Annotated in this window: 30 protein-coding genes; 11 read left to right on the forward strand and 19 right to left on the reverse strand. The window is 35.7% G+C overall.

The window, feature by feature from the left end; translation table 11 throughout:
* Window positions 1–143: 143 nt before the first annotated feature.
* The 12 genes from WFH39_RS00005 to WFH39_RS00060 form a co-directional block, all read right to left on the reverse strand.
* A complete protein-coding gene (locus tag WFH39_RS00005) occupies window positions 144–656 on the reverse strand; it encodes a hypothetical protein (protein WP_336688317.1) in 513 nt (170 codons plus the stop codon).
* A gap of 7 nt (window positions 657–663) precedes the next feature.
* Complete coding sequence (locus tag WFH39_RS00010; RefSeq protein ID WP_336688318.1) at window positions 664–1,197, reverse strand: hypothetical protein; 534 nt, start codon at window positions 1,195–1,197, stop codon at window positions 664–666.
* On the reverse strand, window positions 1,194–2,618 hold the full coding sequence (locus tag WFH39_RS00015; RefSeq protein ID WP_336688319.1) for a hypothetical protein: 1,425 nt from the start codon (window positions 2,616–2,618) through the stop codon (window positions 1,194–1,196). Before WFH39_RS00015 ends, WFH39_RS00010 begins: the two co-directional genes overlap by 4 nt.
* Window positions 2,619–2,686: 68 nt before the next feature.
* Window positions 2,687–3,922 (reverse strand): COG1470 family protein, encoded by a 1,236-nt coding sequence (locus WFH39_RS00020; protein ID WP_336688320.1) that lies wholly within the window; start codon window positions 3,920–3,922, stop codon window positions 2,687–2,689.
* On the reverse strand, window positions 3,915–4,715 hold the full coding sequence (locus tag WFH39_RS00025; RefSeq protein ID WP_336688321.1) for a WxL protein host-binding domain-containing protein: 801 nt from the start codon (window positions 4,713–4,715) through the stop codon (window positions 3,915–3,917). The genes WFH39_RS00020 and WFH39_RS00025 overlap by 8 nt, the downstream gene beginning before the upstream one ends.
* Before the next feature lie 97 nt (window positions 4,716–4,812).
* Window positions 4,813–5,391, reverse strand: coding sequence for a hypothetical protein (locus tag WFH39_RS00030; protein WP_336688322.1), 579 nt, complete (start codon window positions 5,389–5,391; stop codon window positions 4,813–4,815).
* Between the two features lie 253 nt (window positions 5,392–5,644).
* Entirely contained in the window at window positions 5,645–7,249 is a 1,605-nt protein-coding gene (locus WFH39_RS00035; RefSeq protein ID WP_214587474.1) for a hypothetical protein, read from the reverse strand.
* A gap of 340 nt (window positions 7,250–7,589) precedes the next feature.
* The gene (locus tag WFH39_RS00040; protein WP_336688323.1) at window positions 7,590–8,390 is read right to left on the reverse strand and encodes an SDR family oxidoreductase; all 801 of its coding nucleotides are present in this window, start codon (window positions 8,388–8,390) and stop codon (window positions 7,590–7,592) included.
* Between the two features lie 122 nt (window positions 8,391–8,512).
* Window positions 8,513–9,739 (reverse strand): 3-phosphoshikimate 1-carboxyvinyltransferase, encoded by a 1,227-nt coding sequence (locus WFH39_RS00045; RefSeq protein ID WP_336688324.1) that lies wholly within the window; start codon window positions 9,737–9,739, stop codon window positions 8,513–8,515.
* An 88-nt stretch (window positions 9,740–9,827) separates the two neighbouring features.
* Window positions 9,828–10,154: a nucleotide pyrophosphohydrolase gene (locus tag WFH39_RS00050; RefSeq protein ID WP_076396420.1), complete on the reverse strand. Its 327-nt coding sequence runs from the start codon at window positions 10,152–10,154 to the stop codon at window positions 9,828–9,830.
* The gene (locus tag WFH39_RS00055) at window positions 10,155–10,346 is read right to left on the reverse strand and encodes a hypothetical protein (RefSeq protein WP_336688325.1); all 192 of its coding nucleotides are present in this window, start codon (window positions 10,344–10,346) and stop codon (window positions 10,155–10,157) included.
* Between the two features lie 3 nt (window positions 10,347–10,349).
* On the reverse strand, window positions 10,350–11,762 hold the full coding sequence (locus tag WFH39_RS00060) for a hypothetical protein (protein WP_336688326.1): 1,413 nt from the start codon (window positions 11,760–11,762) through the stop codon (window positions 10,350–10,352).
* Window positions 11,763–11,944: 182 nt separating this feature from the next.
* Here WFH39_RS00060 and WFH39_RS00065 point away from each other — a divergent pair, with 182 nt between their 5' ends.
* The 7 genes from WFH39_RS00065 (at window position 11,945) to guaB (ending at window position 18,204) form a co-directional block, all read left to right on the forward strand.
* Window positions 11,945–12,196, forward strand: coding sequence for a type B 50S ribosomal protein L31 (locus tag WFH39_RS00065; RefSeq protein WP_002976190.1), 252 nt, complete (start codon window positions 11,945–11,947; stop codon window positions 12,194–12,196).
* A 104-nt stretch (window positions 12,197–12,300) separates the two neighbouring features.
* Window positions 12,301–13,461, forward strand: coding sequence for a GlmU family protein (locus WFH39_RS00070; RefSeq protein ID WP_336688327.1), 1,161 nt, complete (start codon window positions 12,301–12,303; stop codon window positions 13,459–13,461).
* A gap of 99 nt (window positions 13,462–13,560) precedes the next feature.
* Window positions 13,561–14,070, forward strand: a complete 510-nt coding sequence (locus tag WFH39_RS00075) for an RNA polymerase sigma factor (RefSeq protein WP_336688328.1) — start codon at window positions 13,561–13,563, stop codon at window positions 14,068–14,070.
* On the forward strand, window positions 14,045–14,713 hold the full coding sequence (locus tag WFH39_RS00080; RefSeq protein ID WP_336688329.1) for a hypothetical protein: 669 nt from the start codon (window positions 14,045–14,047) through the stop codon (window positions 14,711–14,713). The genes WFH39_RS00075 and WFH39_RS00080 overlap by 26 nt, the downstream gene beginning before the upstream one ends.
* Before the next feature lie 60 nt (window positions 14,714–14,773).
* Window positions 14,774–16,045, forward strand: coding sequence for a DUF4252 domain-containing protein (locus WFH39_RS00085; RefSeq protein WP_336688330.1), 1,272 nt, complete (start codon window positions 14,774–14,776; stop codon window positions 16,043–16,045).
* A 25-nt stretch (window positions 16,046–16,070) separates the two neighbouring features.
* A complete protein-coding gene (locus WFH39_RS00090; RefSeq protein ID WP_336688331.1) occupies window positions 16,071–16,577 on the forward strand; it encodes a DUF4252 domain-containing protein in 507 nt (168 codons plus the stop codon).
* Between the two features lie 166 nt (window positions 16,578–16,743).
* Entirely contained in the window at window positions 16,744–18,204 is a 1,461-nt protein-coding gene (gene guaB, locus WFH39_RS00095; protein ID WP_076396406.1) for an IMP dehydrogenase, read from the forward strand.
* A 121-nt stretch (window positions 18,205–18,325) separates the two neighbouring features.
* On the opposite strand, the gene WFH39_RS00100 is transcribed toward guaB, so the two are convergent.
* The 3 genes from WFH39_RS00100 to WFH39_RS00110 all read right to left on the reverse strand — a co-directional run bounded on the left by WFH39_RS00100 (window position 18,326) and on the right by WFH39_RS00110 (window position 20,821).
* Window positions 18,326–19,024 (reverse strand): T9SS type A sorting domain-containing protein, encoded by a 699-nt coding sequence (locus WFH39_RS00100; protein ID WP_336688332.1) that lies wholly within the window; start codon window positions 19,022–19,024, stop codon window positions 18,326–18,328.
* Window positions 19,025–19,033: 9 nt separating this feature from the next.
* Entirely contained in the window at window positions 19,034–19,627 is a 594-nt protein-coding gene (locus WFH39_RS00105; protein ID WP_336688333.1) for a phage tail protein, read from the reverse strand.
* 123 nt (window positions 19,628–19,750) lie between these two features.
* Window positions 19,751–20,821: a DUF4407 domain-containing protein gene (locus tag WFH39_RS00110; RefSeq protein ID WP_336688334.1), complete on the reverse strand. Its 1,071-nt coding sequence runs from the start codon at window positions 20,819–20,821 to the stop codon at window positions 19,751–19,753.
* 168 nt (window positions 20,822–20,989) lie between these two features.
* On the opposite strand from WFH39_RS00110, the gene WFH39_RS00115 reads away from it, so the two are divergent.
* The gene (locus WFH39_RS00115; protein WP_336688335.1) at window positions 20,990–21,400 is read left to right on the forward strand and encodes a hypothetical protein; all 411 of its coding nucleotides are present in this window, start codon (window positions 20,990–20,992) and stop codon (window positions 21,398–21,400) included.
* A 44-nt stretch (window positions 21,401–21,444) separates the two neighbouring features.
* On the opposite strand, the gene ruvC is transcribed toward WFH39_RS00115, so the two are convergent.
* On the reverse strand, window positions 21,445–21,999 hold the full coding sequence (gene ruvC, locus WFH39_RS00120; protein WP_076396396.1) for a crossover junction endodeoxyribonuclease RuvC: 555 nt from the start codon (window positions 21,997–21,999) through the stop codon (window positions 21,445–21,447).
* Window positions 22,000–22,055: 56 nt separating this feature from the next.
* A complete protein-coding gene (locus WFH39_RS00125) occupies window positions 22,056–22,583 on the reverse strand; it encodes a 2'-5' RNA ligase family protein (RefSeq protein WP_336688336.1) in 528 nt (175 codons plus the stop codon).
* 82 nt (window positions 22,584–22,665) lie between these two features.
* Here WFH39_RS00125 and WFH39_RS00130 point away from each other — a divergent pair, with 82 nt between their 5' ends.
* From WFH39_RS00130 to WFH39_RS00140, 3 genes are read left to right on the forward strand one after another with little or no spacing between them, the layout of a single operon-like run.
* Window positions 22,666–22,989 (forward strand): PadR family transcriptional regulator, encoded by a 324-nt coding sequence (locus WFH39_RS00130; protein ID WP_336688337.1) that lies wholly within the window; start codon window positions 22,666–22,668, stop codon window positions 22,987–22,989.
* A complete protein-coding gene (locus tag WFH39_RS00135; protein ID WP_336688338.1) occupies window positions 22,986–23,699 on the forward strand; it encodes a hypothetical protein in 714 nt (237 codons plus the stop codon). Before WFH39_RS00130 ends, WFH39_RS00135 begins: the two co-directional genes overlap by 4 nt.
* 5 nt (window positions 23,700–23,704) lie before the next feature.
* Window positions 23,705–24,430 carry a hypothetical protein gene (locus WFH39_RS00140; RefSeq protein ID WP_336688339.1) on the forward strand — a complete coding sequence of 242 codons (726 nt, stop codon included), beginning with the start codon at window positions 23,705–23,707 and terminating at the stop codon, window positions 24,428–24,430.
* A gap of 1 nt (window position 24,431) precedes the next feature.
* Here the strand turns inward: WFH39_RS00140 and WFH39_RS00145 are convergent, their stop codons facing one another.
* Window positions 24,432–25,508 carry a serine hydrolase domain-containing protein gene (locus tag WFH39_RS00145; protein ID WP_336688340.1) on the reverse strand — a complete coding sequence of 359 codons (1,077 nt, stop codon included), beginning with the start codon at window positions 25,506–25,508 and terminating at the stop codon, window positions 24,432–24,434.
* 132 nt (window positions 25,509–25,640) lie between these two features.
* Complete coding sequence (locus WFH39_RS00150) at window positions 25,641–26,537, reverse strand: hypothetical protein (protein ID WP_336688341.1); 897 nt, start codon at window positions 26,535–26,537, stop codon at window positions 25,641–25,643.
* Window positions 26,538–26,540 lie beyond the last annotated feature (3 nt).

Genomic DNA, 26,540 nt, shown 5'->3' on the forward strand with positions numbered 1-26,540 from the left:
TGCTCATTACTTATTACTCATTACTTAGCCGCGATAGAAACGGCATCCTTTTGGGTTGCGGGCGGAGTGAAGCGGAGCCCGTAACCCAAAAGATACAGTGGATAGCGGGAAAAGTTCATGAAGATAAAATTATTTTATTGAAATTATAAGTCACTTATTGTAAAGACAATCAGGCTGTTGTAGCTTGTAGCAGGAAGGGTAACGGATACTCCGGAAAGTTGTAATTGTACTGGAATATTGGAATAGGAGGCTAACGACAGTACAGCTGTAATTCTAAATAGTTCTATATCCGCCGTTGGTGGAATGATGGTATAGGTTGTACCTCCGGAAATTGAGCATGCAACGCAGGTTGTAGTTCCGTCTCCGGTTCGTTTTGCGCTTAAAATAAGATTAGAATTCCATACAGGATTGGCAGTATAATGCATGCTTACTTTACCATTGGTTAATAATAAGGGAACGCTTGCAGCCAAAATAATTTGGCTTGTAGAACTTTCGTAAGTTCCGGCATAATTATTTCCTGCTTCAGTTATAGATGGAATTGTAACCGTCCAATTTGTTCCGCCTACAGTTAATGTACGTTGTGATTGTAACTGAGAAAATACAATCAGAATGACAATAAAAATATTTTTAGTAATAAATTTCTGTAAATACATCATTTTTTCTTTATTCTGTTATCGTATAAGTAATGATGACCGGTGTATTTGATCTGGCATTTAAGTTAGAATAGTTGTTAATTCCAAGTGCTATGGTCAGCTGATGCCCGTTATTTGCTCCGTTTCCTGTAAATGCACCGCCGATTCCGCTTATTATGGTTTGAGCTGATGTTGTAAGTGTAATCTGAGGAGAAGGTACTCCCAGCGTTCCTCCGCCTGATCCTGTTGCAACGGCTGCCATAATTTTAATGTCGATACCGGGAATAGTTTGGTTAACAGATGCCGTAATTCTGCGTGCTAATCCAGAAGAAGCAATTGCAGATGTATAATTGATCCATTTTGAAGAATTACTTGCAGGTGCTGTTACAGCATTTCCGGCTTCGGAAGGTGCGGTGTAGTTTAAACTAATTGCTCCGGAAGGTTCAATATCCATAAGTGTTACTACAGGCAGACTAATGGCAACACTTCGGCTTCCAGATGTTTGAGAAAATATCTTGCAGGATAATGTAAGAAAAATTAAAAATATAGATCCTGAATGCTTCATTTCTTTTTTCTTAATTCGTTATAAGTTACTTTAATTGGCTCCTGCTGAAATTTTATTTCCGATTGCTGTTTTATAACATTGATGATTAATGTTTTTATTTCTGAAGGTTTCAGGACAAAATCAAAATGATCTACCGGAATTTTATACTTTTTGTCCAGTCCGTTTCTGTAAACTTTTACTTTCCATTCTCCCGGCCGCAAATAGGTGAAATCAAAATTTTCTCCGACATCAATTATTTTGCGGTAAATCTGATTTCCGTTTGATATTTCAAGCATAATGCTTTCTCTTTTCTTATTAGACAGATGAACAAAATCTGGTTTTGGACTTTCAGAATATTCGATTTTTCCCTGAATCTTTGAAGCACTTGTTAAGCCAAAATTAAAGATATTTTCACTGTTGGATATTGTTACTGAGGCGGGAAGATCAATATCCGGAATGTCATTGATATCGCCTGTGGAACGGTCGATCTCTAAAACATAGTTTCCCGGAATTACATTTTTAAATACAAAATTTCCGCTTTTATCAGTTACCGATAAATAATGCCCAAGTAAAATTCTAATTCCGTCTACTTTTTTTACTCCCAAATTGTTAATTGTTCCGTAAAGCGCAGCGTAATCTGCTGTTTTTTGAGTAGGAATATCCAGTCTTGCGGTATAACGAAGAGAGAAGATAAAATCTTTATTGCCCAGTTCTCCTCGCTGTAAAGTATATCTTCCGGAAAGATCAAATTCATGTCCCGGAAAGATCTGCTGATGAAATATTAATTCAAAAAGATTTCTGTCTGCAAAATATTCTTCGGGCATATAATTGTTCTGATAAGATAAACTGAAGTTTGTTTTTTGTGAGAAACGGCTCAGAATTCTAACTCCGTAATACATCTGCTTCTGATTTTGCATCTGATATCTTGAAGTAACGGCATAACTTCCATAAATATTAAAGGAGGTTCTGAATTTTTCAAAGCCTACATTGGCGGTGTAAAAACTTGAATTGCCGGAAAAGTTCAGAAGATAGTTGTTGGTTTTGCCAAACTGACTTTCAAAATTAAGTTGAAAAATTCCCAGCTGCTGTTCCATGCTGATCCTGAAAAACTGTTCCTTATAATCAAATTCCTTTGGAATCAGACGGTCTTCGTATCTCTGAAATCCATTGAAGATCGTTATAGAACCTTTTTTGGCGTATCTGTACTGAATTCCATATTGTAGATATTTTCGGTATGGCGCGGCGAGAAGCAGCGTGTCGCGCTGAAAGTTTTTTGCATCCTGAACATAATTGGCAAGTATATTCACTTTATTAAAAATCTGAAATTGAATATTTCCGTTAAATGTATTTGTATTGTTAAAGTACCCTGCATATTCTGGAGAGGAATGCATATACATAAGATTTCCGCTGATTTTATTAAAATTGGCGACTGTTTGCAGCATAAATGCACTTCCTTCAGTTTTTCCGGTTTTGCTGTAAGACGTTTCACCGGAGATTTCAATGCTTTTATTTAATTTGAATTTTCCGCTAAATAAGGCAGCTGCGCATCCGAATGAAATCTGAAGCCGGAGAAGCTTAATAAAGAATTATCTTTACGGGGAATTTTGTATAAATAGCCGGCTGTAATTTCCGACTCTTTAGCAATTTTAATTTTTGAGTATACATTAAATTCATCCTGAATATCCCGGAAAAATCTGGGATGATTGTAAAAGCCTCCGAAACTTAATTTTTCTGTATCATAACGAACTTCTGCGCCACGACCGTACCTTGCATATTCCGTTAAAAATGAAGAGAAATAATTTTTATCTCCGAGATGAATAAAGAAATTTTCTCTTTTGTAATTCACAAAATATTCCTCATACTTCGTGAAAGAATTAAATGCCACAGGATTTTTTGTCACCACATGAAATTCAATAATATTTCTGTTTTCTTTATCCAGACTGCCTTTACCGTAAATTTCACCCTGAAATCCGTTTTGAAATTCGCCTCGGTTCTGCATTCCTGTAAATGCCAGAGAAAATGCTGCAGGAAGTCTGTGGAATATATCTTCTTCTGATGGTTTTACGGAAATAATCTTTACGCTTGTATAAGCAGACTGATTTTCTTTAGGGTTATCTGCAGAATAAACAGAGAGCATAATGTTCTGCATTTCGTTTTTACCTAATTCCGGGTTTGTTTTTTTTAAAACTGTAATTATTTTTTGTTCACCGGCTGATAAAATCAGTGCTGTATTTTGATCAATTATTGCATTTTTGCTCTCAAGAATCAGGCTTTCTGTAAAGTTTCCATTGTTTTTTAAAAGAAAAGTAGAAGTAATAGTTTCTCCCGCCTTCACAAATTCCGGAGCATTTAATGAAGTGAGTGAAAGTTTTCGGCTTTCTGAAATTATAAATTCAAAATGCTTTGAAAATTTTTCGCCGGTGCTTTTTTCGGAGCCGTACAAAGTGATTGCGTATTTTCCGTGAGGAGTTTCAGATGCTATTTTTACAGGAACAAGATAGATAGTTTTCTCTGCTGGTGAAATTTCAATTTCTCCTTTCGTAAGGATAGGAATAATATTCGGATCGGATGTTTCGACGGTAAGATTATATGATGTACGAACAGAAAATTTATTTTCTACAGTAAAAGGAATAGAAGTAATGGTTCCCGGCAGCAGACTGTCCTTTTTTTCAATAAAATTTTTTGTCTGAGAAAAAAGGAATGCCGGAAATAGCGTAAAAATATATAATGCACGTATTTTAATCATTTTTTACGTCGAGTTCTACATTGAGAGCAAAAGAATTTTCATCTTCATCTGTAGCGATGAGAACGGCTTTATACTGAGCCGGAGGAGTTTTTTCCAGATCAATGTAAAAAGATTTTGATGTTTGGGGCAGCAGACCCATTGCCTGACTGGAGAAAGTCCCTGCCTTTTGTCTGCTCTTTTTATCATACATTTCAATTACCACGATAGGTTTGCAGTAAAGATTTCCTTTATTGGCAATGGCAACTTTCAGAAGCTGTCTGCCATTTTCTTTTTCAATTTTTACCCCTTCGAATTTAAGATCAGGTCTTGCCTTTTCCGTATTCAGATCAGTAATCACCTGAATGGCATACCGGATAACAGAAGTTATATTTACTCCCTGTTTATTATCGTTTGGGGTTATTTCTTCTATAGGTTCCACAATAATAACGCTCCAATAACTTCCGGGTTCAGTAATTTTATCCGGAACCGTAATTTCATAATAAATCTCTGTCTTTTCCTTTGCTTTCAGAACAATCATATTGGTGTTCATCTTAATCCAGTCTGCATTGGTTTTTAGATTTGTATGAGGAGCAGAATATTGAATAGACCCATCCGACTGATAACTGAAATCCTGAAGAAATAATTTTACACTTTGCGGCAGGTTGCTTGTGTTTTCAATAGCTATTTTGCCTTTATAGATTTTTCCGTTTTCAACTTTATAGGTATGGGAAAGTCCGTTCAGTACTACAATACCCGCTTTCAGGAAAGTAAACTGAATCAGGAAAACAGAAAACAGAAGGATACTCTTTATCATAATCTATGTAAAGTTTTAAGTTTGAAAAACGACTATACAAAACAGAGAAGAAATTGGCGCAACTTCTTCCAGCCTGTATATATGGGAAATGTAATAGTTAGTTGTCCGAAATCGTATATGTAACGGTGGCAACAGTATTGGCGGCTGCCGTTAAATCTGCATAGGCGGCAACACCACCCGGAGTACTTCCGGGAGCTAAAGCGTAAGTAAGATTATGCCCGTTATTGGCTCCGTTACCGGTATATGCACTTCCGATTCCTGAAATGATGGTTTGGTCTGCAGTACTTAATGTAAGCTGTGCAGAAGGAGTTCCTAAAGTTCCTGCTCCGGATCCTGTTGCAGCTGCTGCGGTTACATTAATATCGACGCCGGGAATTACGGCATTTAATTTCACAGAAACATTACGGGTAGGATCTGCTACAGATTTTATGGAAGAATAATTAAGCCATAGGGTGGTATTGGCTGCGTTTGCTACGATTGGGTTTCCGGCTTCAGCTGGAGCTGTAAATCCTAAAGTAATGTTTTTACTGGCAGCAGGTTCAATGTCTACCAATGCTACTTCCGGAACGGAAATCGTTAAAGTGTGATTGTCTGTGTTGGTGTCCTGTGCGCTTAAATTACCGGATACAGCAATGGCAGCTAAAGACAAAGCTAAAGTGAATTTAAATCTTTTCATGGTGAAATATTTAGTGCAATGAAGTTAATAAGTTTTAAATTAATATGCAATATTTTTAACAATAAATTTTTACTGTTATCATTTATTTATCAATAACTTATAATTTTAATTGTTTATTCAAATTAATGACAAGGGTAGTGAAATTTTATAATTTTTGCCTTATACAAAAGGAAATTCTTATAAAATTTTATATAAAACTTTAACTGTTTTTATTGCAGAAAGATTGGGAAAGAAATGGTGAAAAAAATTGAAATTAAAATCTGCTCAGGATTCCCCAATGGATTTTAATATCATTGAATTTAAAAGGATTTCCGAACTCGTTACCATTGGAAAGCTGAAAACTCATCAACCCGATAGGAATAAAGAAATTAAAACCCAGCCCCACACTGTAGAGTTTAGGCTTTACATTCAGAGATTTATTATTGAGCTGTCCGTACTGTCCGAAAACATCAAAAAATGCCTGACTTCCGATGAGATAACGGTACTCTAAACTGCCGTAATAAAAGAAATCTGCGGCAAGAGAATTTTCATTGAAACCCCGCATGGAATTCCAGCCTCCGAAGCGGTACAATTCGTTGGCAGAAAAGTCAATTTTAGAATCCATCATGGCTCCTTCTGCTTTGAGGTTTAGGAAATGATTTCCGTTAATATGATAATTATGCTCTCCAAAGAAGTAAAACTGATTCTGTGGAGATTGTATATTTTCTTTGGTATAAGTGGTCGTTAAATAATCGTATCCGGCGTTAATTTTTGTTTTATAAAGGAAAAGATCAATATCGGTAGGCTCTACCATTTCAAACCAGATCCCGATTCCCTTTTTGCTGTAATCTTTACCCTGAACATACAACGTATCGATGATGCTGGAGCTTTCGAAAGTTCCTCTCAGTCCAAGTTTATTTCGGGAGTTCAGATGGTAATAAAATGCAGGAAGAGCTTTTACGTTGGCAAATGTAGAATCCTGACGGAAAATATTCACCTTCATATTCAGACCCACGTTGGATTTGAAAAGATAGGGGATATCAGTCTGTAAATCAAAAGTCTGTCCTTTATCCGGATTTCTCTGCCAGTAAAGATTGATAAGTTCGAAGCTATTGAAAATATTTCTGAAATTTACATTCAGGGTTCCGTTCAGCGTAAATTTGTCTGTTTTATCGTTTCCGAAACCAATGACCCCGTCAAAACTGTTGGTCTTTTTCTTTTCCATGAAAAGGTAGATGCTCGTGGAATCTTTAGTGAATAACGTTTGCGGAGGACGCTCCAGAGCAACAAACTGATGACTCTGAAATGATTTATTAATGGCAATCAGGTTTTTATCGTCGTAGGTTTTCCCTTTAAATTCTTTCTCAAGGTTTTTAATGAATCTTTTGGGAACACTGGTGTAGCCTTTTACCACAAAATTATCGATGGTTCTTTTATTGTTTTTATTAATATCGATTTCAACAACAGGATAACCATTTTTTTGTCCTTTATACTTGGATTTTATTCTGCTGAATGCGAAGCCTTCATCAATATATTTTTTATTGATGCTTTTTTTGGTTGAATCTAAATTTTTGGTAAAAAACTCTTTCTGAAGCTTCGTTTTATCTGAAATAGAATCTGAAATATTAACGTAAGTCTGATTAAAATTTTTCCCTTTATCGTAAAATATTTCTGTGCTGTCACCTTTTTTCCTGACTTCTTTAAGCTGAGTAAAAAAGTAATTGGTCTGAGCCAGAGAATCCAGAAATTTTACTGCCGAAGCGGAATCTTTTACCTTTTTCTTCACCTTGGTTTCAGAATCGATCAGGAAATAATGCTTCTTCTGCGCCTGTACAAAAACGCAAAACAGTACAAAAAATATTTTTAGAATTAATTTCAATGTTACATTTTTAAACCATTAAGATTTTATTTAAGAAGTTAAGAATAGTAAGCTAAACTTAAGTTTTATACATTTAGGATAACAGAATAAGTTTTCTTAGGAATGATCTTAACTTTTAATGATTGTCCGTAATTTGTCATCATTGAAAAACCTTTGAGTTGTTTGCTGAGTGAATAGTTTATGCTGAGCTTGTCGAAGCACCTTTGCAAACTTAAAACAGTTGGTATATAAAAAGAATCTTAGCGATCTTTACGTTAAAATTAAGCATTATGATCAATGACGGATAATCAAACAACTTTTTAAATATTCATTAGATTAATTTTTTTTAAAATAACTGAAACTAAGCCAGTTTATTGTATTTCTTCATAAGATTTTCATAAGTTCCCTGCGGAAGAATCCATTTTAACGGAACCCCGATTTTCTGTCCGAATTTACCAAAATAATAATGCGCTTTCCATTTATTTTTGCTTAAAAGCTGATCTACGTATTCTGCAACTTCCAGAGGTTCTGTTCCGTCGCCCACGTGAGAATTCATTAAAGCATACACTTTATCGAAAACATTTTTGTAAGGTTCTGAAACCTTTGTTCTCACTCTGTTTTCTGCGATATTGGTTTTAATATCTCCTAAATGAAGCGAGCAAACATTCACATTCCAAGGATAAACTTCGTATCTCATCGCTTCCGTTACTTTATCCAAAGCCGATTTTGAAGCCGAATAAAATCCGCGGAAAGGCAGTCCCATTTCACTTCCGATGCTGGAAACATTGATGATCTGCCCGAATTTGTTTTCACGCATTTTCGGCATTACAGCGCTCATCATTTGTACAGCTCCGACAAGATTCAGATTAAACAGTTTCAGAATATCTTCTTTGGAAGAATCTTCCACAGCTCCTACCATTCCCATTCCGGCATTGTTGATGAGAACGTCAATTCTGTTTTCTGTTTTCAAGATTTCAGCAATCGCATTTTGTACGGCTTCATTATCTGTAACATCGGTGGGAATTGATTTAAAATACTGACTTTCGGTGTGTTTTCTGCTTAAGCCATAAACTTTATGACCTTTTTTTCCGAAATATTCTGCTAACACGAAACCAATTCCTGAGGAAGTTCCGGTGATGATGATGGTTTTATGTTGTGACATCTGATTGTATGTAAATTTAAACTCTGTTGTCATTCTGAATGAAACTCAGTGGAATGAAGAATCTGTTTTTAGATTTCTCCTTCGTCAAAATGACAACTATAAATTGATATTATGTGTAAATATTATTCTTTAATTAATAAATTTTCCAAATCCTCCCAAAACATCGGATACGATTTCTCCACCACATCTTCTTCTTCAATATTCAATTCTTTGATCATGCAAAACGGTGCAAAGCTCATTGCCATTCTGTGATCCTGATACGTTGCAATGGAAATATTTTCCTGAGGTTCGTTGAAACTAGTGGATTTAATCGTCAAATCTGTAAATTCTGTTTCCGTACCCAGCTTTTTCAGTTCATTATGTAAAGCTAAAAGACGATCGGTTTCTTTTACACGCAAAGTTTCCAATCCTGAAATTTCAAAAGGAATTTTCAAAGCTGCTGCAGTTACACAAAGTGTTTGGGCGATGTCCGGACAATTATTCATATCCAGAACGATCTTTTCGGGAAACTCAAATCCTTCAATCGGCTCAAGCGTGAGTTTATGCTCCTGTTCCGTGAAAGTCGTTTTAATTCCGAAAAATTCTTCATAAATCTTTACAATCGCCGAATCTCCCTGTGTAGATTCCTGATAAAAACTTTTTAAATGAATGGTTTTTCTTCCCAACGCGGCGAAAGAATAGAAGTAAGATGCCGAACTCCAGTCGCTTTCCACTTCATAATTCATGATCGATGAATTATGATTGATGAACGATTCAACTTTTATGGTATTTCCGATGAAGCTGCTTTTAATTCCGAATCGGGTTAAAATGTTGAGCGTCATTTCAATATAAGACCGTGAAGTCACTTTGCCAACCAGATTTATTTCCAGTCCGTTTTCCAGTTTTCCGGCAATTAGAAGGAGAGAGGTGATGAACTGGCTGGAAATATCCGCCGGAACATCCACTTTGGTCTCCGTAATTTTTTTTCCGTGAATTTTAAGAGGCGGAAATCCCTCATTTTCCAGATACTCAATTTCGACACCCAGATTTTGAAGAGCAGTAACCAGATTTTTGATCGGTCTTTCTTTCATTCTCTTGGAACCCGTAAGAATTGTTGTCTTTCCTTCCTGAATAGAATAATAGGACGTAAGAAAACGCATCGCTGTTCCCGCGTGATGAATATCCACAATTTCCGAATCTTCAGATAGGGCTTTTTTCAGAAGTTGTGTGTCCTGAGAATTCGATAAATTCCCGATTTCTATATTTTTAAACAGACTTTCTAAAATCAACAAACGATTCGAAATACTTTTCGAACCGCTGATCTGTATGGTTTTGTTTTCCTGTAATTTTGATTTTTCTAGCTTCTTCATTGTTCTTCTAAGTTGGAAGCCCGAAGCTGGAAGGTGGAGGTGAAAAGTTTAGTTTAAAAACTTCCGGCTTCCAACTTCCGGCATCCGGCTATTTTAATTTTTCATTATTCTGATGGCGGTCCTTGTCGCGATCCGTCTTGATCTTCATTTTTCTGTCAAAAGCTTCCTGCAGATTAACTCCGGTCTGATTGGCCAGACATAACGTTACAAACAATACATCTGCCAGTTCCTCGCCCAAATCTTTGCTTTTGTCGCTTTCCTTCTCGCTTTGTTCTCCATATCTTCTGGCGATGATTCTCGCCACTTCGCCTACTTCTTCCGTCAACATTGCCATATTGGTCAGTTCATTGAAATAACGAACGCCAATGGTCTTAATCCATTCGTCAACTTGCTGCTGCAGATGTGTAATTTCCATTTATGGTTTGTTATTGATCTTTTCTTCTAATATAACTATTTTCGCTTCCAGTGTTTTTATTTCTTCTTCATGATAGGCAGAATCTCCGATGTTCGCAGTAAAATCTGCAAATCTTTTCAGAAGCTTTCTTACCGTGACATACACAATAATCAAAACGGCAAAAGCCCCGATTTTTACAATATCAAAATCCATTTTTTAAAAGTATTGATAAGCTCCCACTGTAGGATTTGAAGTTCTTGAAACATTGGCTATATCTGTCGGAACAGTTGCCGCAACAGCTGTACTTCCTTTTCCGATTGCCGGAGAATTCTGTTTTACCCTCAGGTTCATTTTGGCTGCGAAATAATTAACAAACAGCGGATCCAAATTTTTAAGAGACTGAATAACTCCCGGACTTGTATTAAAATCAAAACCGGCTTCCGAAGTTCCGGAATATTTAATGAGACAGTTCTGAATGGTAAAATTAAATAAATTCGGCGGAGTCTGTTCAAAATTAACAGAATTGTCACGGTCGGAATACACAATGCTGTTTCTTAAATTAAAGATCAGTGCTCCGTATTCTTTCACTCCGGATGCATTCGTCCATTCATTAGCGGCTAAAATTCCGTTTCGGTTGTAAGAATGCAGAAGATCTGAATAATTGGCAATCGTACAGTGGGTAAAGTTATGCGTTCCTCCTTTGAAGATTCCTACCGCAGATTCTCCGCAATTATTCATCACAAGATTTTTTGCAGTAATGGTAGAAGCAACGGCATAAATTCCATATTCCTGAAAGGTGTGGATAAAAGAATTGCTGATATTGGCATTGGTCTGCTTCATATCAAGACCTTTTGTTCCTCCGAAAAGTCTTGTATAGTTCATATTGAGGGTGGAACCTGCTTCCATTTTAATGGAGTTCCAGTTTTTAGGAATTGTATCGTAGGCAGGATCATTTCTGTCTCCGCGAAGCGTAACATTGTTGGCTAAAGTACCGTTAATATTCAGTGTGGCTCCCGAAAGCACTTTCATTCCGCTGTTTTTGTGAAAATAGACTTTTGTTCCCTGCTGAATATTCAGAATAACATTCTGGTCAATCGTCAAATCTCCGTAGATAATTTTAGCTTTATTGTTATTCCATGTTGCATCGGAAGTAATAATATTTGGATTCGTAGGGGTTTTTATAAAAAATTCCGCATCCTGAACCACAGAGAACAATACAACCTGTTGTTGTCCTACAGGACTCTGGAATAATATTTTATCTTCGGCAATTGCTTCAGGACCGCTCGCTTCCGGTGCAATTTCAACGAAAATATACAGACTGTCTTTTTTTCTTAACGGGACATCCTTAAAATCATATCCCGGTTTTCCGTCCACATTAATTTTATATAGAGAAGTTGCCCCTTTTTGCAGGTGAATTCTAGGGATCAGAATATCTTTGTCTTCATTATTATATACTTTTACCGCATATGTTTCTGAACGAACCTGATGATAAACCGTATCGCAGAAAACCGTGTCTTTGGAAAAGCTTAGTTCCTGCGAAGGAGCATCGAAACTGATGTCGTCCTTATTACAAGATACAGTCATAACAAGCATCCAGAAAGAAAAAGCCAGTAATAATTTGAATTTCATCGAAATTAAAGTTTAAATAGATTTCAAATTTAACGAAAATACTTTGAATTTCTTATGAAGAAAAAAATATTGATTGTCTATTTGTAATTTTAAAAAATTATTGTATTTTTGCACCCTAAAATTAGCAGAGAAATATCCATTACTATTTCGAAAGCAAACTTTAATTTTTTAAAAATTGTATTATGAAAAACGGAATCCACCCAGAAAATTATAGACTTGTTGTTTTCAAAGATATGAGTAACGACGAGGTGTTTCTTTGCAAGTCTACTGCAGAAACAAAAGATACTATCGAGTACGAAGGACAAGAATACCCATTGATTAAAATGGAAATCTCTTCAACTTCTCACCCTTTCTACACTGGTAAAGTGAAGTTAGTTGACACTGCAGGTAGAGTTGATAAGTTCATGAACAAATACAAAAAATTCGCTAAGTAATTTTTTGTGATCATAATATTTAAAAGTCTTTCGGTTTCCGGAGGACTTTTTTATTGTATTTTTGTTTAGACGTTAAACATTCATTTTAAACTAAAAACTGAACGATGCAATTAGTATTTTCAGATGCACAATATTGGGAAGATTTTCTTCCGCTTACTTTTACACGTCCCGTTGCAGAAATGCGATGCGGAATCATTACTTTCTCTGAAAGATGGCAGAAAATTTTAGAAAACACCGAAATTTCTTTCTTCACGGAAATGTATCTGCAGGGAAAATTTCCTGAACCTGCAAAAAAAGAGAGTCTTTTTCTAGTAACGAATTTTTTACCGACAGAAAATGTGATTCAGCAGATCAAGGATCTGAAACAGGGAGAAGCATTGGTTTATGAAGACGAATTGGTCGCAGCAAAAATCAATATGGATGGTTTTTCTCTGCACCAGATCGAGAAAATGACGGATATTAAAGAAGAACTTATTTTCTTTAAAAAGCCAACGGATCTTTTTACCTATAATAAAGAAGCTATAGATTTCGATTTTGCATTGCTTACGAAAGGCAGAGTTTCTCAGGAACTTTCTTCAACCAATGGATTTTTAGGGAACAAAGAAGATTTGTTTATAGAAGAAGGAGCACAAATTGAATTTTCGACCATCAATACAAAAACAGGCAAAATCTATATCGGGAAAAATGCTGAGGTGATGGAAGGCTGTAATCTTCGGGGTCCGATTGCGCTTTGTGAAGAGTCTAAGTTTAATTTAGGCGCGAAGATTTACGGAGCAACAACAATTGGTCCTCATTGTAAAGTTGGCGGAGAAGTCAGCAATATTATCATTTTTGGATATTCCAATAAAGGTCATGATGGTTTTGTCGGAAATTCAGTGATCGGAGAATGGTGTAATCTGGGAGCAGATACTAATTCTTCTAATCTTAAAAATAATTATGCTCCTGTAAAATTGTGGAACTACAGAACCAAATCTTTTGAAGATACAGGATTGCAGTTTGCCGGTTTAATTATGGGAGATCATTCTAAAACAGCCATCAACACGCAACTAAATACAGGAACCGTTGTAGGGGTTGCTTCTAATATTTTCAAAGAAGGTTTTCCTCCGAATTTGGTTGAAAGTTTTTCTTGGGGCGGTTTTAAAGGCGATGAGAAATTTAAATTAGACAAAGCCTACGAAGTTGCAGAACGGGCAATGGCAAGAAGAAAAGTGCCTTTAACAGATGAAGATAAGGCTATTTTTAAACATATTTTTGACGCGTATTAATGCGATCAATAAAGGAAACTTCAAATTTTTTTGAAGTTTTTTTATTTCTAATGTAATAAAATGTAAAATCCGGTTGTCTTACTTATAGAAACAAAACTTATGACCCAAGAAACTTTCAGAAGTACGGTATTCATTCTCAAAGATGAGATGTATCGCTTTGCGAAAAGGTTTGTCATGAGCAGTGATGAAGCAGAAGACGTGGTGCAGGATCTTATGATTAAATTCTGGCAGAAGAAAGATGAGCTGGAGCAGTTTGGAAATTTAAAATCATATGCCCTGAAATCGGTCCGGAATGAATGCCTTAACAGACTGAAGCACCACGATGTAAAGTTAGGATTTGCAGATATGCAGCTACACCGTTCCGAACTTTACAGTATGGAAGTCAATAATTTAAAGGAACACATTATTGGTTTCATTAATCAGCTTCCGGAGAAACAGAAAATGGTAATCCATTTGAAAGATGTGGAAGAATATGAAGTCTCGGAAATCGGCGAAATGCTGGAAATGGAGGAAAATGCAGTAAGAGTGAATCTTATGCGGGCAAGACAAAAAGTAAAAGAACAAATTTCACAATTGATGAGCTATGAGCAACGACAAATTTCAAGATAAATACGAAGAAATCTTCCAGAATTTAAAGGAAGAAAAAATGAACTGGGATTTTGATGACTTTCTGAAAAAAGCACAAGGAAAAGAAGAGGATGATCAAGAAAATGAAACACCGGTTATCCCGATTGATACGAAAACAAAACCATCGTTCCCGAAATGGTTCTGGATGGCTGCAAGTGTAGTTTTGCTTTTGAGTGTTGGTTTGATATTTAAATATAATCAAAATTCAGATGTAGAAAATCAGGCTCAGATAGTTGAAAATCAGATAAAGAAGCAAAAAGATAATTTCATTAAGGAAAATAGTGAACATACGGAACAGGTCGCGGTAAATCTGCCGAATGATACTGTTTCCGGAGCGAAAAAAGATTCTGTACTTCAGGAAAATCCGGTTGCCGACAAAGATTATCTGGATGAAATTTTACCTAAAAGAGGAAGACTGAAGAAAGAAAGAAAACCGAAGTATGTCTATAATTCCTCTAAAGCTTCAGATTCTACAGGATATAAAGATTCTTATGTTATCGTTAACGGAAAAAGAATCGAAAATGTAGAAGAAGCAATCAACGTGACTAAGTATTCATTTCAAATATTTGCAAATAACGTTAGTGAAAAATTAGCAAAACCAGCCGTCGTAGACGACAATTATTAATTAACCTTAAAGATTATGCACCTGATCAGGCACTAATAATCCAAAATAAAAAATTGACTCATGAAAAAAGTATTCATAATATTCGCACTCGCTTTTTCCCATTTCTTTAATATTTACGGGCAGGAAAAAGATAAGTTAGATCAGCTTTTTGATAAATATCAGGAAGTGGAAGGAGTAACCTCCATTAAAATTGCGAAACCGATGTTCGGGATGTTAAGCAGTCTGGATCTTGGAGATGCTGAACTGGATCAGATCAAACCATTATTATCCAAAATTAACGGACTGAAAGTTTTCATTGCCGAAAAGCCACAGGACGGAAGCTCTTCCAAAGGACAGAAGCTGTCACAGATCAATAAAGACATTTCTTCTTATTTAAGCAATCTGAAGTACAGTGAAATTATGACAATGAACAGTAACGGTGCTAAGATTAAATTTCTTTCGGCGGAAGAGAAAAACGGAATTTTGGATGATCTTTTGCTGAGCATCGATAGCGGAGGAGAAGAAAACATTCTGGTAAAACTGGACGGAAAACTTTCGATGAATGATATCAATAAAATCATCAATTCTACAGAAACAAAAACAAATCCGGTTACCAATACCAGAAATAACCTCACTTCGGAAAATACTTCTTCTTATCTGAATGGCGAATCCAGAAATGTAGGCGAATTCTCAGGAATTCAGGTGAGTACAGGTGTTAATCTGGTATTCAAACAGGAAAGTCCTACCAATGTAAAGGTAATTGCCGATGCCGATAAGCTTCAGTACATTGTTACAAAAGTTGACAACGGGGTTCTGAAAGTGTATGTTGATAACAAAGGACAGAAAAATTTAAAATTTAAAAACATCAGTGTCAACGTTTCTTCGCCAAGAATGGATAATATTAAAGCGTCTTCGGGAGCAACTTTTACCACGATTAATTCTGTAAAAGAAAATAATCTTACCATTGATGCGTCCTCTGGTTCTGTAGTGAAAGGGAAATTCAATATTTCGAATAATGCTCTAGTGGAAGCGTCTTCAGGAACAAGCGTTAAAGTTGAGGTGAATTCCAGAAGCTTGGTTTTTAAAGGATCAAGCGGTTCAGATACAAGTCTTGAGGGAGAAGCCGGAACAGCAACTTTCGATGTCAGCAGCGGTGCAGTGTGTAAAGGTGAAGATTTTAAGGCAAAGCAGGTGGAAGCAGAATCTACTTCAGGATCCAGCCTTTCTGTAAATGTTACCGATAAATTAAAAGCGAAGGCTTCATCAGGCGGAACCATCCGATACAGAGGAAACCCGGAAATTACTTCAGACATCAGCAAAATGTCGGGCGGAAGTTTAAAACCCATCAACTAAAAATTTAATTTAAATCCAAACTGCCATGAAAATAGTAAAAAATCTTTTTCTTGTTGCCTGTGCGATGTTTATGTTACAATCCTGTATAGTTTCTTCGGGAACCGGTAAGATGGCTTACTTTTCAGATTCCGGAAACGATTTTAAAGGAGCAAAATTTACTACCATTAATGTTCCGATGTTTTTAGCAAAACCTGTTATTAAAAAAGCTTTAAGAGAAGATGGTGAAGATAACGAAGAGGTAATCCGTCTGATCCGAAAAGTTTCAAAAATTAAAGTTTTGACTGTTGAAAACGGAGACAAATCGATGCTGAATGATTTTGCAAAGTATTTAAACAACAATAATTATGAAGAATGGGCAACCATAAAACATAATGGAGAAAATGTAAATATCCGCGTGAAACAGAAAGATGATGTTATTAAAAATATGCTGATTACTGTAAATTCAGACAAAGAGCTTGTTTTTTTAGATGTTCGCGGAAATTTTACAGCCAAAGATATTTCAAAAATGATTGCTTCAGCATCCGATAAATAGCATTTCATATTCATATTATATACCCAAATTGTCTTTGTACAAAAAAACGTTTCATAAAAAGGAACGTTTTTTTTGATTTAATGTATTGATTATTAAGTTTTATTTAAACTATTAAAATCGATTTTCGTATTTCGGTAAAATACCTTAATTTTGCAAGAAAGTAAAGATGTCTATTCATAACAAAATTGTAGAGACAGCCATCACTTTCGATGACGTTCTTCTAGTCCCTTCTTATTCAGAAGTTTTACCTAATCAGGTTTCATTAAAATCAAGACTTACCGACAAAATTACGCTTAATGTTCCGATTGTTTCCGCTGCAATGGATACTGTTACAGAAGCTGAACTGGCAATTGCACTGGCAAGAGTCGGAGGTTTAGGATTTATTCATAAAAACATGACGATCGCTGAACAGGCTGCACAGGTTAATCGTGTAAAGCGTTCGGAAAACGGAATGATTTCAGATCCTGTTACCCTTTCAAAAGATCATACTTTGGCTCAGGCTAAAGAAACAATGGCGAAATATAAAATCTCCGGACTTCCTGTTGTAGATGCCGAAAATACTTTAATCGGGATCATTACCAACAGAGATGTAAAATATCAGGAAAATCTTGAGATGAAGGTGGAAGAGATCATGACGAAAGAAAAGCTGATTACTTCTGATAAAAATACCAATCTGGAGAAAGCGAAAGAAATTCTTCTTAAAAACAGAGTGGAAAAGCTTCCGATCGTAGATGCTGAAAATAAACTGGTAGGATTAATTACCATTAAAGATATCGATAATCAGTTAGAATATCCAAATGCTAACAAAGATCAGAGCGGAAGATTAATAGTTGGAGCAGGAGTTGGAGTAGGAGAAGATACACTGGAGAGAATTGAAGCGCTTGTAAAAGCAGGCGTTGATATCATCGGTATCGATTCTGCTCACGGACATTCCATCGGAGTCTTAAATAAAATTAAAGAAATAAGACAGGCATATCCTGATCTGGATATCGTTGGAGGAAATATTGTAACGGCTGAAGCAGCTAAAGATCTCATTGAAGCCGGAGCAAATGTTCTGAAAGTAGGAGTTGGTCCCGGTTCAATCTGTACAACGAGAGTGGTTGCAGGAGTTGGAGTTCCTCAGTTATCCGCAATTTACAATGTTTACGAATACGCAAAAACGAAAAATGTAGCTGTAATTGCAGACGGCGGAATCAAACTTTCAGGAGATATCGTAAAAGCGATTGCAAGTGGAGCAGGAGCAGTAATGCTAGGTTCGCTTTTGGCAGGAACGGATGAAGCTCCGGGTGAAGAAATCATTTTCCAGGGTAGAAAATTCAAGACTTATCAGGGAATGGGAAGTCTTTCTGCGATGAAGAGAGGAGGAAAAGAGAGATATTTCCAGAGTGAGGCTAAGAAATTCGTTCCGGAAGGAATCGAAGGAAGAGTTCCAAGCAAAGGATCTTTGGAAGAAGTGATTTTCCAGTTAACAGGAGGTCTGAGAGCCGGAATGGGATATTGTGGTGCTAAAGATATTGAAGCTTTACAGAATGATACAAAAATGGTGATGATTACAGGAAGCGGATTAAAAGAATCTCATCCACACGATGTAATTATTACGCAGGAAGCCCCAAATTATTCTTTGTAATAATAGATTAAATATACTTAAAGGCTATCTCAATGTTGAGGTAGCTTTTTTATTTGATTTTCACATAAATTATGAAAAAACCTCCGCTTTTGGCGAAGGTTTATCATATACAATAAAATTTTTATTTCTTCACAAACTTAAATTCGTGAGTCTGGAAATTTTTAGTATTAATCTTCAAAAGATAGATTCCTGCGCTTAGTTCAGAAACGTTTACTTTTTCATTAAATTCTTCAGATTTTACAATTTGTCCGGCCATATTATAGATCTGAACAGATTTTCCGTCTTTTATCCCTGAAATTTTAATAATCTCAGCAACAGGATTGGGGAAGATCTGAATTTTAGAATCATTGTTTCTGACATCTGAAGCCGCAAGTGATGTACTGTGCAAATCTCCCGTCATGGTCGCATTAGAAGTCGTAAGATTTCCTCCGCAACCTCCGGCTTGTGATGTAAATGATGTATTCTCAACCCAGGTTCCAAAAGTAATTGATGGTGGATTTTGTACGAAATTATTGTTACCCGTAGAATTATAGTAGATTAAGTTTGGGCTTGAGAAAGTTCCGTATCCTTCATCAGCAAGGAATTCCCATCTGCTTAATGTATTATTCCACTGAATTTTAAATTCGCAGGTTCCTAAGCCGCCACAAGGTTGTCCGTCTAAAGGTGTTGTAATATATATCCCTTTATTAAAGGCGTCTACTCCCGTTTTTGTAAAAACAAAATTCTGATTATCAAATATATTATGACAACCGTTAAAGGTGATCGTCTGTGCAAAGGCAGAACCGCCCAAAGCAAGACATAAAAGATAAAGAGCTTTCATGCTGATATTTTAAAATTGTGACGGGAAAATACCTTGTAAAGCAATAATACACTTCAGAGTAACGAAAGGTGGTCTGTTTTCGTGTGGCTGTCCTCCTCCTGTCTGGTTTACCATCGTAGATTTCATGGTTGTATTTGCAGCAGCATCAGAATATTCTTTATCTAATCCTTTTGTATCTGCAGGAAGATTATTCGTAGGAGAATTCTGATTTCCTTCGGCGGTTACAGCATTTACTGTGTGTGAGTGAGGCGGCATTTGTGTTACCTGAAGTGTTACAGATTCTGTTCCTCCGCTTTGTCCCATCGTATAGTTTGTAGGTCCGCCCGGAGCTTGTCCTTCGTGTACCAAAACTCTTCCTCTCATATCAGGTAATGCGAATGTTGTGGTCCCGTTACCTCCGTAAGTGGTTCCCAAAAGAGCAAACAGAGCCTGATTTTGCGAAATCGATAAAAGTTGTCCGTTACAGGCAGCCCAGTTTTTCGGAACGAAATTGTAAGGTACGAATGCGATTTGTCCTAAGAAAGGTTCTGTAGCCTGTGCTTTTAGAATAGAAGTAGATGCAATGCTCAATAGCAGGGTGCATCCGAATACAAGTTTCTTCATGATGAATAGATTAGTTTTAATTAGGTCCTGTAAAGGTAGATATTATTCTACATATTTTTATTATATTAATAAAAAACCTTTCAGAACTTGCTGAAAGGTTTCGTTTTTAATAATAGTAACGGGTTATTTTTGAAGATTGTCTTTAAAGTCGTCAATCCTGAAATCTGTTAACGCATTGCCTTTTTCCACTTTTTCTTTAGCGTACAGCCTGAAATCGTTTTCTGTTTTTTCTAAAAGATAATCGTAAGGTCCGACATGGGAAATTAATTTAACCAAAACCGGAGAAATTTCAAGACAGATGAAAAGTCCCATAATAAAAGCGGCAGCTAAACCAATAATGGCTGAATTTTTTCCCAGTTCATCCAAAGCCTGTAATCTTGCTGCAAAACCATTGAATTTATCTTCAAAGGTTTCTGTGGATTTTCTTTCGGTTTCCAGATTGGTGTACACTTTAGAAATCTCTTTATCTAAATATTCCAGTCTTGGAGCAGCCTGTTTCTGGTAATTTTCCAGATCCTGTCTTCTCTGTTCTTTCAGTTCCTGTTTGCGTTTTGCATTAGGACCGAAGCCTTCTTTTCCGCTGGTTAATCCGGACTGTTTCCCTAAAATTTCTTTTTCGAGCTCTACAGATGCGGAATCATACGATTTTTGATAGCTGGCAATTTTTTCAGAAATCTGTTTCTTTTCAGTTTCGAAAGGTCCGCTTTGTTGAAGGATTCTTCCGTTCATTTCGCCCTGAAGCTGTTTTTTGTTTCTCTGAATAATCGTATTCAGTTGTTTGTTTACCTCCTTTTCAAAAATTTTAAGTTCCAGAGGTTTTGAGATGATAATTCCTAAAAAAGTCGCCAGAATTAATCTTGGAATTGCCATTAACATCTGATTCCACCATGTTCCTGTTTTTTTGATGGAAGAAACAATGTATCGATCCAGATTAAAGATCATCAATCCCCATAAAACACCGAAGCCAATCGCTGTCCAAATGTCATCAAACACCGTATACATAGCGTAACCTGCGGAAAGCGTTGCAAATACAGCGGTAAAAAGTACAATTCCTCCGATTCCTGCGAACTTGTTCCATTCGCTCGGTGTTTTTCTCAGAATATGAATGTTTCCTCCGGAGCAGACCATCAGAAACTTTTGGAACCAATTGATCTTATGATTCACCTGATTTATAGTTTGTTGGTTATTTTTCATGATAGAAAATTTATACAAATGTACTACTAAAAATCATACCAATGTAAAAGATAGTATTATGTTTTACCAAGTATATTTAGTTTTTGATTTAATTATATGTAAATCAATTGTTTAAAATCATTAAATATAAATTTCTTATCTTTATGTAAAATCACTAAATATCTTAATATGAAAAATGTAATCTGCCTTTCTCTGGCATTGGCTTCTTTTACGCTTGTTTCCTGTACAAAAGAAAAATCAATAGATGATGATCTGAAAGAAGTCGCGGCAAATATTAATAAAACAGCACCTCAGAATCTTGCTGATGGAGTTCGTCTCGACAGCGTTTCTGTACAGCCCGGAAAAATTTTTAAGTACAATTACACACTTACCGATGATGTAAAAGAGAGTGTAACTCCTCAAGAGATCGAAAGTTTCAAAGTCAATGCGAAAGAAGGTGCCCTGAAAGTCATAAAAACATCACCGGACATTAAAGAATTCAGGGATAATAATGTAACGATGGTATATATGTATTACGATAAGAACGGAAAACCAACCGCAGATTTCAAAATTACTCCTGAAGAATATAAATCAAAATAAACAAAACAGTCACTCACAAATAAATATTTTTTTGTGAGTGATTTTTATTTCAGCCGATCCGGATTCTGTTTTAAAAAACTTTCCCAACCAGTGTAAGATTTTGTATCGGCTATTGTTCCGGAATTGAAATGATGACATACGGCAACTGCCAATCCATCGGAAGCATCAAGATATTTTGTGGGAAATTCCTTCAGATTTAAAAGACTTTGCAGCATTCCTGCAACCTGCTCTTTGCTGGCATTTCCGTTTCCGGTGATCGCCATTTTTATTTTTTTCGGAGAATATTCTGTAATCGGGATATTTCTGTGAAGACTTGCTGCCATCGCAACGCCTTGCGCGCGACCTAGTTTCAGCATACTCTGAACATTTTTTCCGTAGAAAGGAGCTTCCAGAGCAACTTCATCAGGATGAAATTCGTCAATCAGCGCTAAAGTTTTATCAAAAATATATTTGAGTTTGGTTTCGTGGTTCGGATACTTTTTCAGCAATAATTCATGGATGGAGATCATTTCCATTTTGCCTTTCTTTATGGAAATAATTCCAAAACCCATTACGGTTGTTCCCGGGTCGATTCCTAAAATAATCTTCTCTGCAATCATTGCTTCAAAGATATGAACTTTCAGACTTTTAAGAATGAATTTTTTTGAATCATATTTTACAGCAGTTCCAGTTTCTTTTCTGCAATAGGAATCCAGTTTTCATCATGTCGAAGCAAAGTGATTTTGTCAACTAAGAATTTAGTTTTGTATTCTTTATCTTGATATTTCTCCCATGCTTTCAGATAGTTTTCCCACGTCAAATTTCGAAAACCCACCGTTACATGAGGGTGGAAAGAATAATTCATAAAGTTGAATATCTCTTTCACCCGAAGATAAAGATCATTGAGTTGTTCGTTGGTTTCAGGTTTCACAAAGACTACGGGATTTTTAGGATGGGCAAAACTTCCGAAACCATTCAGTTCAATTTCAAAAGGAGAAACAGCAGTATCAATCTTCTGGAAAGCTTCCAGAATGTCATTTTCTAAAGTAACCTCTCTGGAAAACGGAGGAAACAAAGTAATGTGCGCTTCATTTTTCAGAGCTTTGGAATTGTCAAAATTTAATGCAAAGTCCTGTTTGAATATTTTTATTTCTTCAATAATTTTTTGTGGCGGATAAATGGCGATGAAATACATCTTTTTCATTGATTGAAATTAAGAATTTTAAAATTAATTATGATGCATAAGAAAATTATGTATAGATTTGCTAGGTATAAAAGATGAGATATTGAAAAAGAACAGTCTGTATAAAGGAACCCTCCAAAACATCATCCTGAAACTTCTTGCCAAGGAAGTAAAGATGTATGGATACCAGATCACGCAGCGCGCCAAAGAACTTACGCAGGGCGAACTGGAAATGACGGAAGGTGCGCTGTATCCGCTTTTGCATAAGCTGGAAGCGGAAGGAATGATTTTGTCTGAAATCCAGAAGATCAACGGAAGAGACCGGAAATATTATCTTCTGACCGAAAAAGGGAAAAAACAGCAGACAGAACTGGAAGCAGAAATGAAAAATTATTTATTTAACCTCAATACGATTTTTAATATATGATAACCTTCTTTCAGGAAAGAGAAATCGAAAAATATTTGTTGAAAAAGAAGATTTCTGGAAAACTTTTAAATGAGATCAAGGATCACATGATTTCAGGAATTCTTGATATCCAGAACGATGAAAATTTAGTTTTTGAAGAAGCTTTTGAAAGAATGAAAATGAGCTGGAGTAAAGATATGGTGATGGTGAGAAAGAATATATTCTCGCGTCAGAAAATTACCAGGCTCGCTTATGAAATTGATAAGGCATCTAATAAAAACCTGTTTCTGAAATCTCTTTTATTTGCTCTGGCTTTTATTGGTTCTGAGATCATTTTGGCATTTTTTACAAACAGAGATGTATATCTGGGAATTCATAAAATTGTAAAAGCCGTATTTTTTATTTCGCCATTTATTATTGTAGGAATGTATATCAGTCAGAAGCGTCTGGAAAAAATAAACTTTCAGAAAAATATAGTGTTAAACAATTTTGTACATCCGCTTTTTGTATTTTTTCTTACGGTTGTTGCTGATAATCTGATTGATTTACCAAAGAATTCAAACAACATGATTTATGATTTTGTAAATAATCATTCTCATACAGAAATTACGGGATATGTTTTTGCAAAAAGCATGATTGCCGGAGTTTTATTTCTCACACTTTATTTGTTCTCCTATTTTTCATTAAAGGAAAATATTAAAAAATTAAATTATAAAAAACTTTACACTTAGATAACATGATAACTGAAAAACACGAACAGGAGATTACAGATTATCTTATTTTTCACAGACTTCCTCTTGATATTTTAGTGGAAGTGAAAGATCACATGATTTCACAGGTTATTGATATTCAGATAGAGGAAAATGTGGGTTTCGATGAAGCTTTCCTTAAAACGAAAAAGTTATGGGGAAGTGAATTTAAAATGACGCGTTACTCTATTTTTTACCAAGAACAGATTCCGGTTATTGTAAAGAGAATTGCGAAGGTAAAGTATCGCAGCATTTTTAAAAAATCGTTGATTTTCGGGCTGACTTCTTTTACAATAAATCTCCTTTTGATCTATTTTTCAACCGATCAGGAAACCTATAATGATCTTTTCAGACTGTATAATTCACTCTTTGTGATGGTTCCTTTTTTATTATGGCTGTTTAATAAAAATATGAGAAAATACGTTAAGAAAGATTTTAAATATCAGGGAAAATCCTTCTTCACAATCTATCAGCAGAATTTAGGACTTTTTATTTTGACGCTTAATATCTCTTTTCAGCTTATTCTCCGGGAGGATAAATATGTTTTCCGTTTTTTCAGAACAGATGATCCTGTATCGGTATTTTCATTGCTGATTGCTCTAATCATGCCTTATATACTGCACACCACTGTGATCTTCGTGCTGATTAATTTTTTCGAACATAAAAAATCATTAGAAAAAATGAAAGACTTTCTGAATCTTTCTGCTGAATAATCTACATTTTCATTGCATTTCCTTTTGAAGAATTCATCTCCGAAATAGTACTTTCCAAAGCATCCGTAATTTTTTTGATCTCAACGTGAGGTTTAAAGGTAAATCCTTTTCCCTGTTCCTCATCGGCGATATTGGAAAGAATAATAACCGAAGTTTTTGTTTCCGGATAAAAAATATTTAATGAAGGAGAACCTTTAACGTAACCGCTGTGAAAAAATGCCAACGGTTTCCCGATGTTGCTCATAATTCCGTAGCCGTAACCCATTTTCCCGAAAATCGCATGATGTCTTTCCGCGCTTTTAGATTCAAACTTTTTCAGTGTTTCAGGACGGAGGATTTTTCCGTTGTATAAAGCAGTGTTCCAGACATGAAGATCATTAATGGTGGATAAAATTCCGCCCGCAGGAACTCCAATGTCTTTACCGGCAAGTGTTTTCGGCATATTCTGGATTTTTTCGAAGTTTTTTTTGTTGCCTAAATAAGCTCCTGCAAAGTTTTCGCCTTCAAAAGAGGTTGCAGTTGAAGAGTGATTCATTCCGGCTTTTTTGAATAAATCCAAAACATTTTCGTCATACGATTTACCCGAAACTTTCTCCACAATTTTTCCCAATGTATTAAAACCGTCATTGGAATAAAAAAAATCTGTTCCGCTTTTAAACTGGAGCTTTCCGCCTAAAGTATTCAGTCCCGAAGTATGATTCAGAAGCTGATGAATGGTAATGTTTTCGTAATTTTTGTTTTGAAACTCCTTTAAATAAGCTGAAACTTTATCGTCTACATTCAGTTTTCCCTGTTCCATCTGAAGCAGAATTAAAGCAGCGGTAAATTGCTTGCTTACAGAACCGATGGCAAAAACAGTACTGTCATTAATCTTTAACTGATCCTTAAAATCTGCAAAGCCCTGATTTTTTCGGTACAACTCAACAGAATCTTTAAAAACAGCGACACTCCCGTTAAACTGATGTTTTTTGAAAACAGAATCGATCTGGTTTTTCAGAAGACTTTTTTCGAAAGCAATCATGGTGCTGTCTGCAATTGCCTGTCGATCAGTTATTTTTGCAGAGGGGATGAATTTCATTTCCTTTTCACATGAAATTAGACCGATAAAAAGAAAAGCAGAAAGAGTAGAAAAGAGAAAATTTTTAATCATTTATTGTTTTTCTTTTGGGAAGCAATTTTTATGCCTTGTGAAGAAAAATTACAGAAATAATTATTTTACAAAAACAATAAAAATATCTTTTACCAGATCACTTTCTGTGAAAAATTTAGTAAAAGGTTTTGGAATGTAATAAATGGAGTATTTGCTGCTGTATAAAGAATAGCTTTTGTTGAAAAGTTTATAATCCAATCGCTTTCCGTGCAGAAAAATGACAGAATTTTCTTCTGCATAAGGAGGTCCGAAGCTTACTTCACCTAATTCTTTATAAATTCCGTTATCAGGAAGTTTTATGACGGACTTTTGTGTGATTTCATTTCTGCTGAAAACTTTCAGCTTTTGATCGAAATTATAAGAAAAAGGGCTGAATTCCAAAAGATAATTCTCTTCCTGAGCTAACTCCTGAGGAATTTCCAGTGAGTAAAAACCGTCTTCGTTAGTTTCGGTGGAATATACTTTATTAATGGTGATTAAATTTACATATGCTTTTACGGGTTTGCCTTCTTCGCTGGTTACAATTCTTCCGGAGGCTGTTAATTTTTCGCCGCCTTCTGTGTTTTTTCTTTGAATTTTTTCTGAGGATAAATTTTTTTCGGTAAGAATAACCTGAGTTTTTGCAACATCTTTTGTCTGTGCGGGAAGCGTATTCATTACGCTTGCTGTTAAAGCGATTCCTGCTGCAACTTTTGTAAAAGTATTTTTTCTGTGTGAAATATGTTCAGGAATTGAAAAAGTTTCTTCCCGTTTTTGCTCAGGCTCTTTGTTAATGAGTATTCCGCAGAACTTTTTCCCATGATTTTGTTCTGCGATATCTGAAATTTCAGAATGAGTAAGCTTGGTAAGATCGTATACTTTTTTCGAACACAAATCGCAGAATTTTCCTTCCGGAATCGTGTGCATATTCTTTAAAGATTCTTCACAGGGCTTTTCAATTTTAAGATAAGGTCTCATTGT

This window comes from Chryseobacterium sp. MMO-72 (genome assembly GCF_037146035.1).
GTDB classification, from domain to species: Bacteria; Bacteroidota; Bacteroidia; order Flavobacteriales; family Weeksellaceae; genus Chryseobacterium; species Chryseobacterium indicum.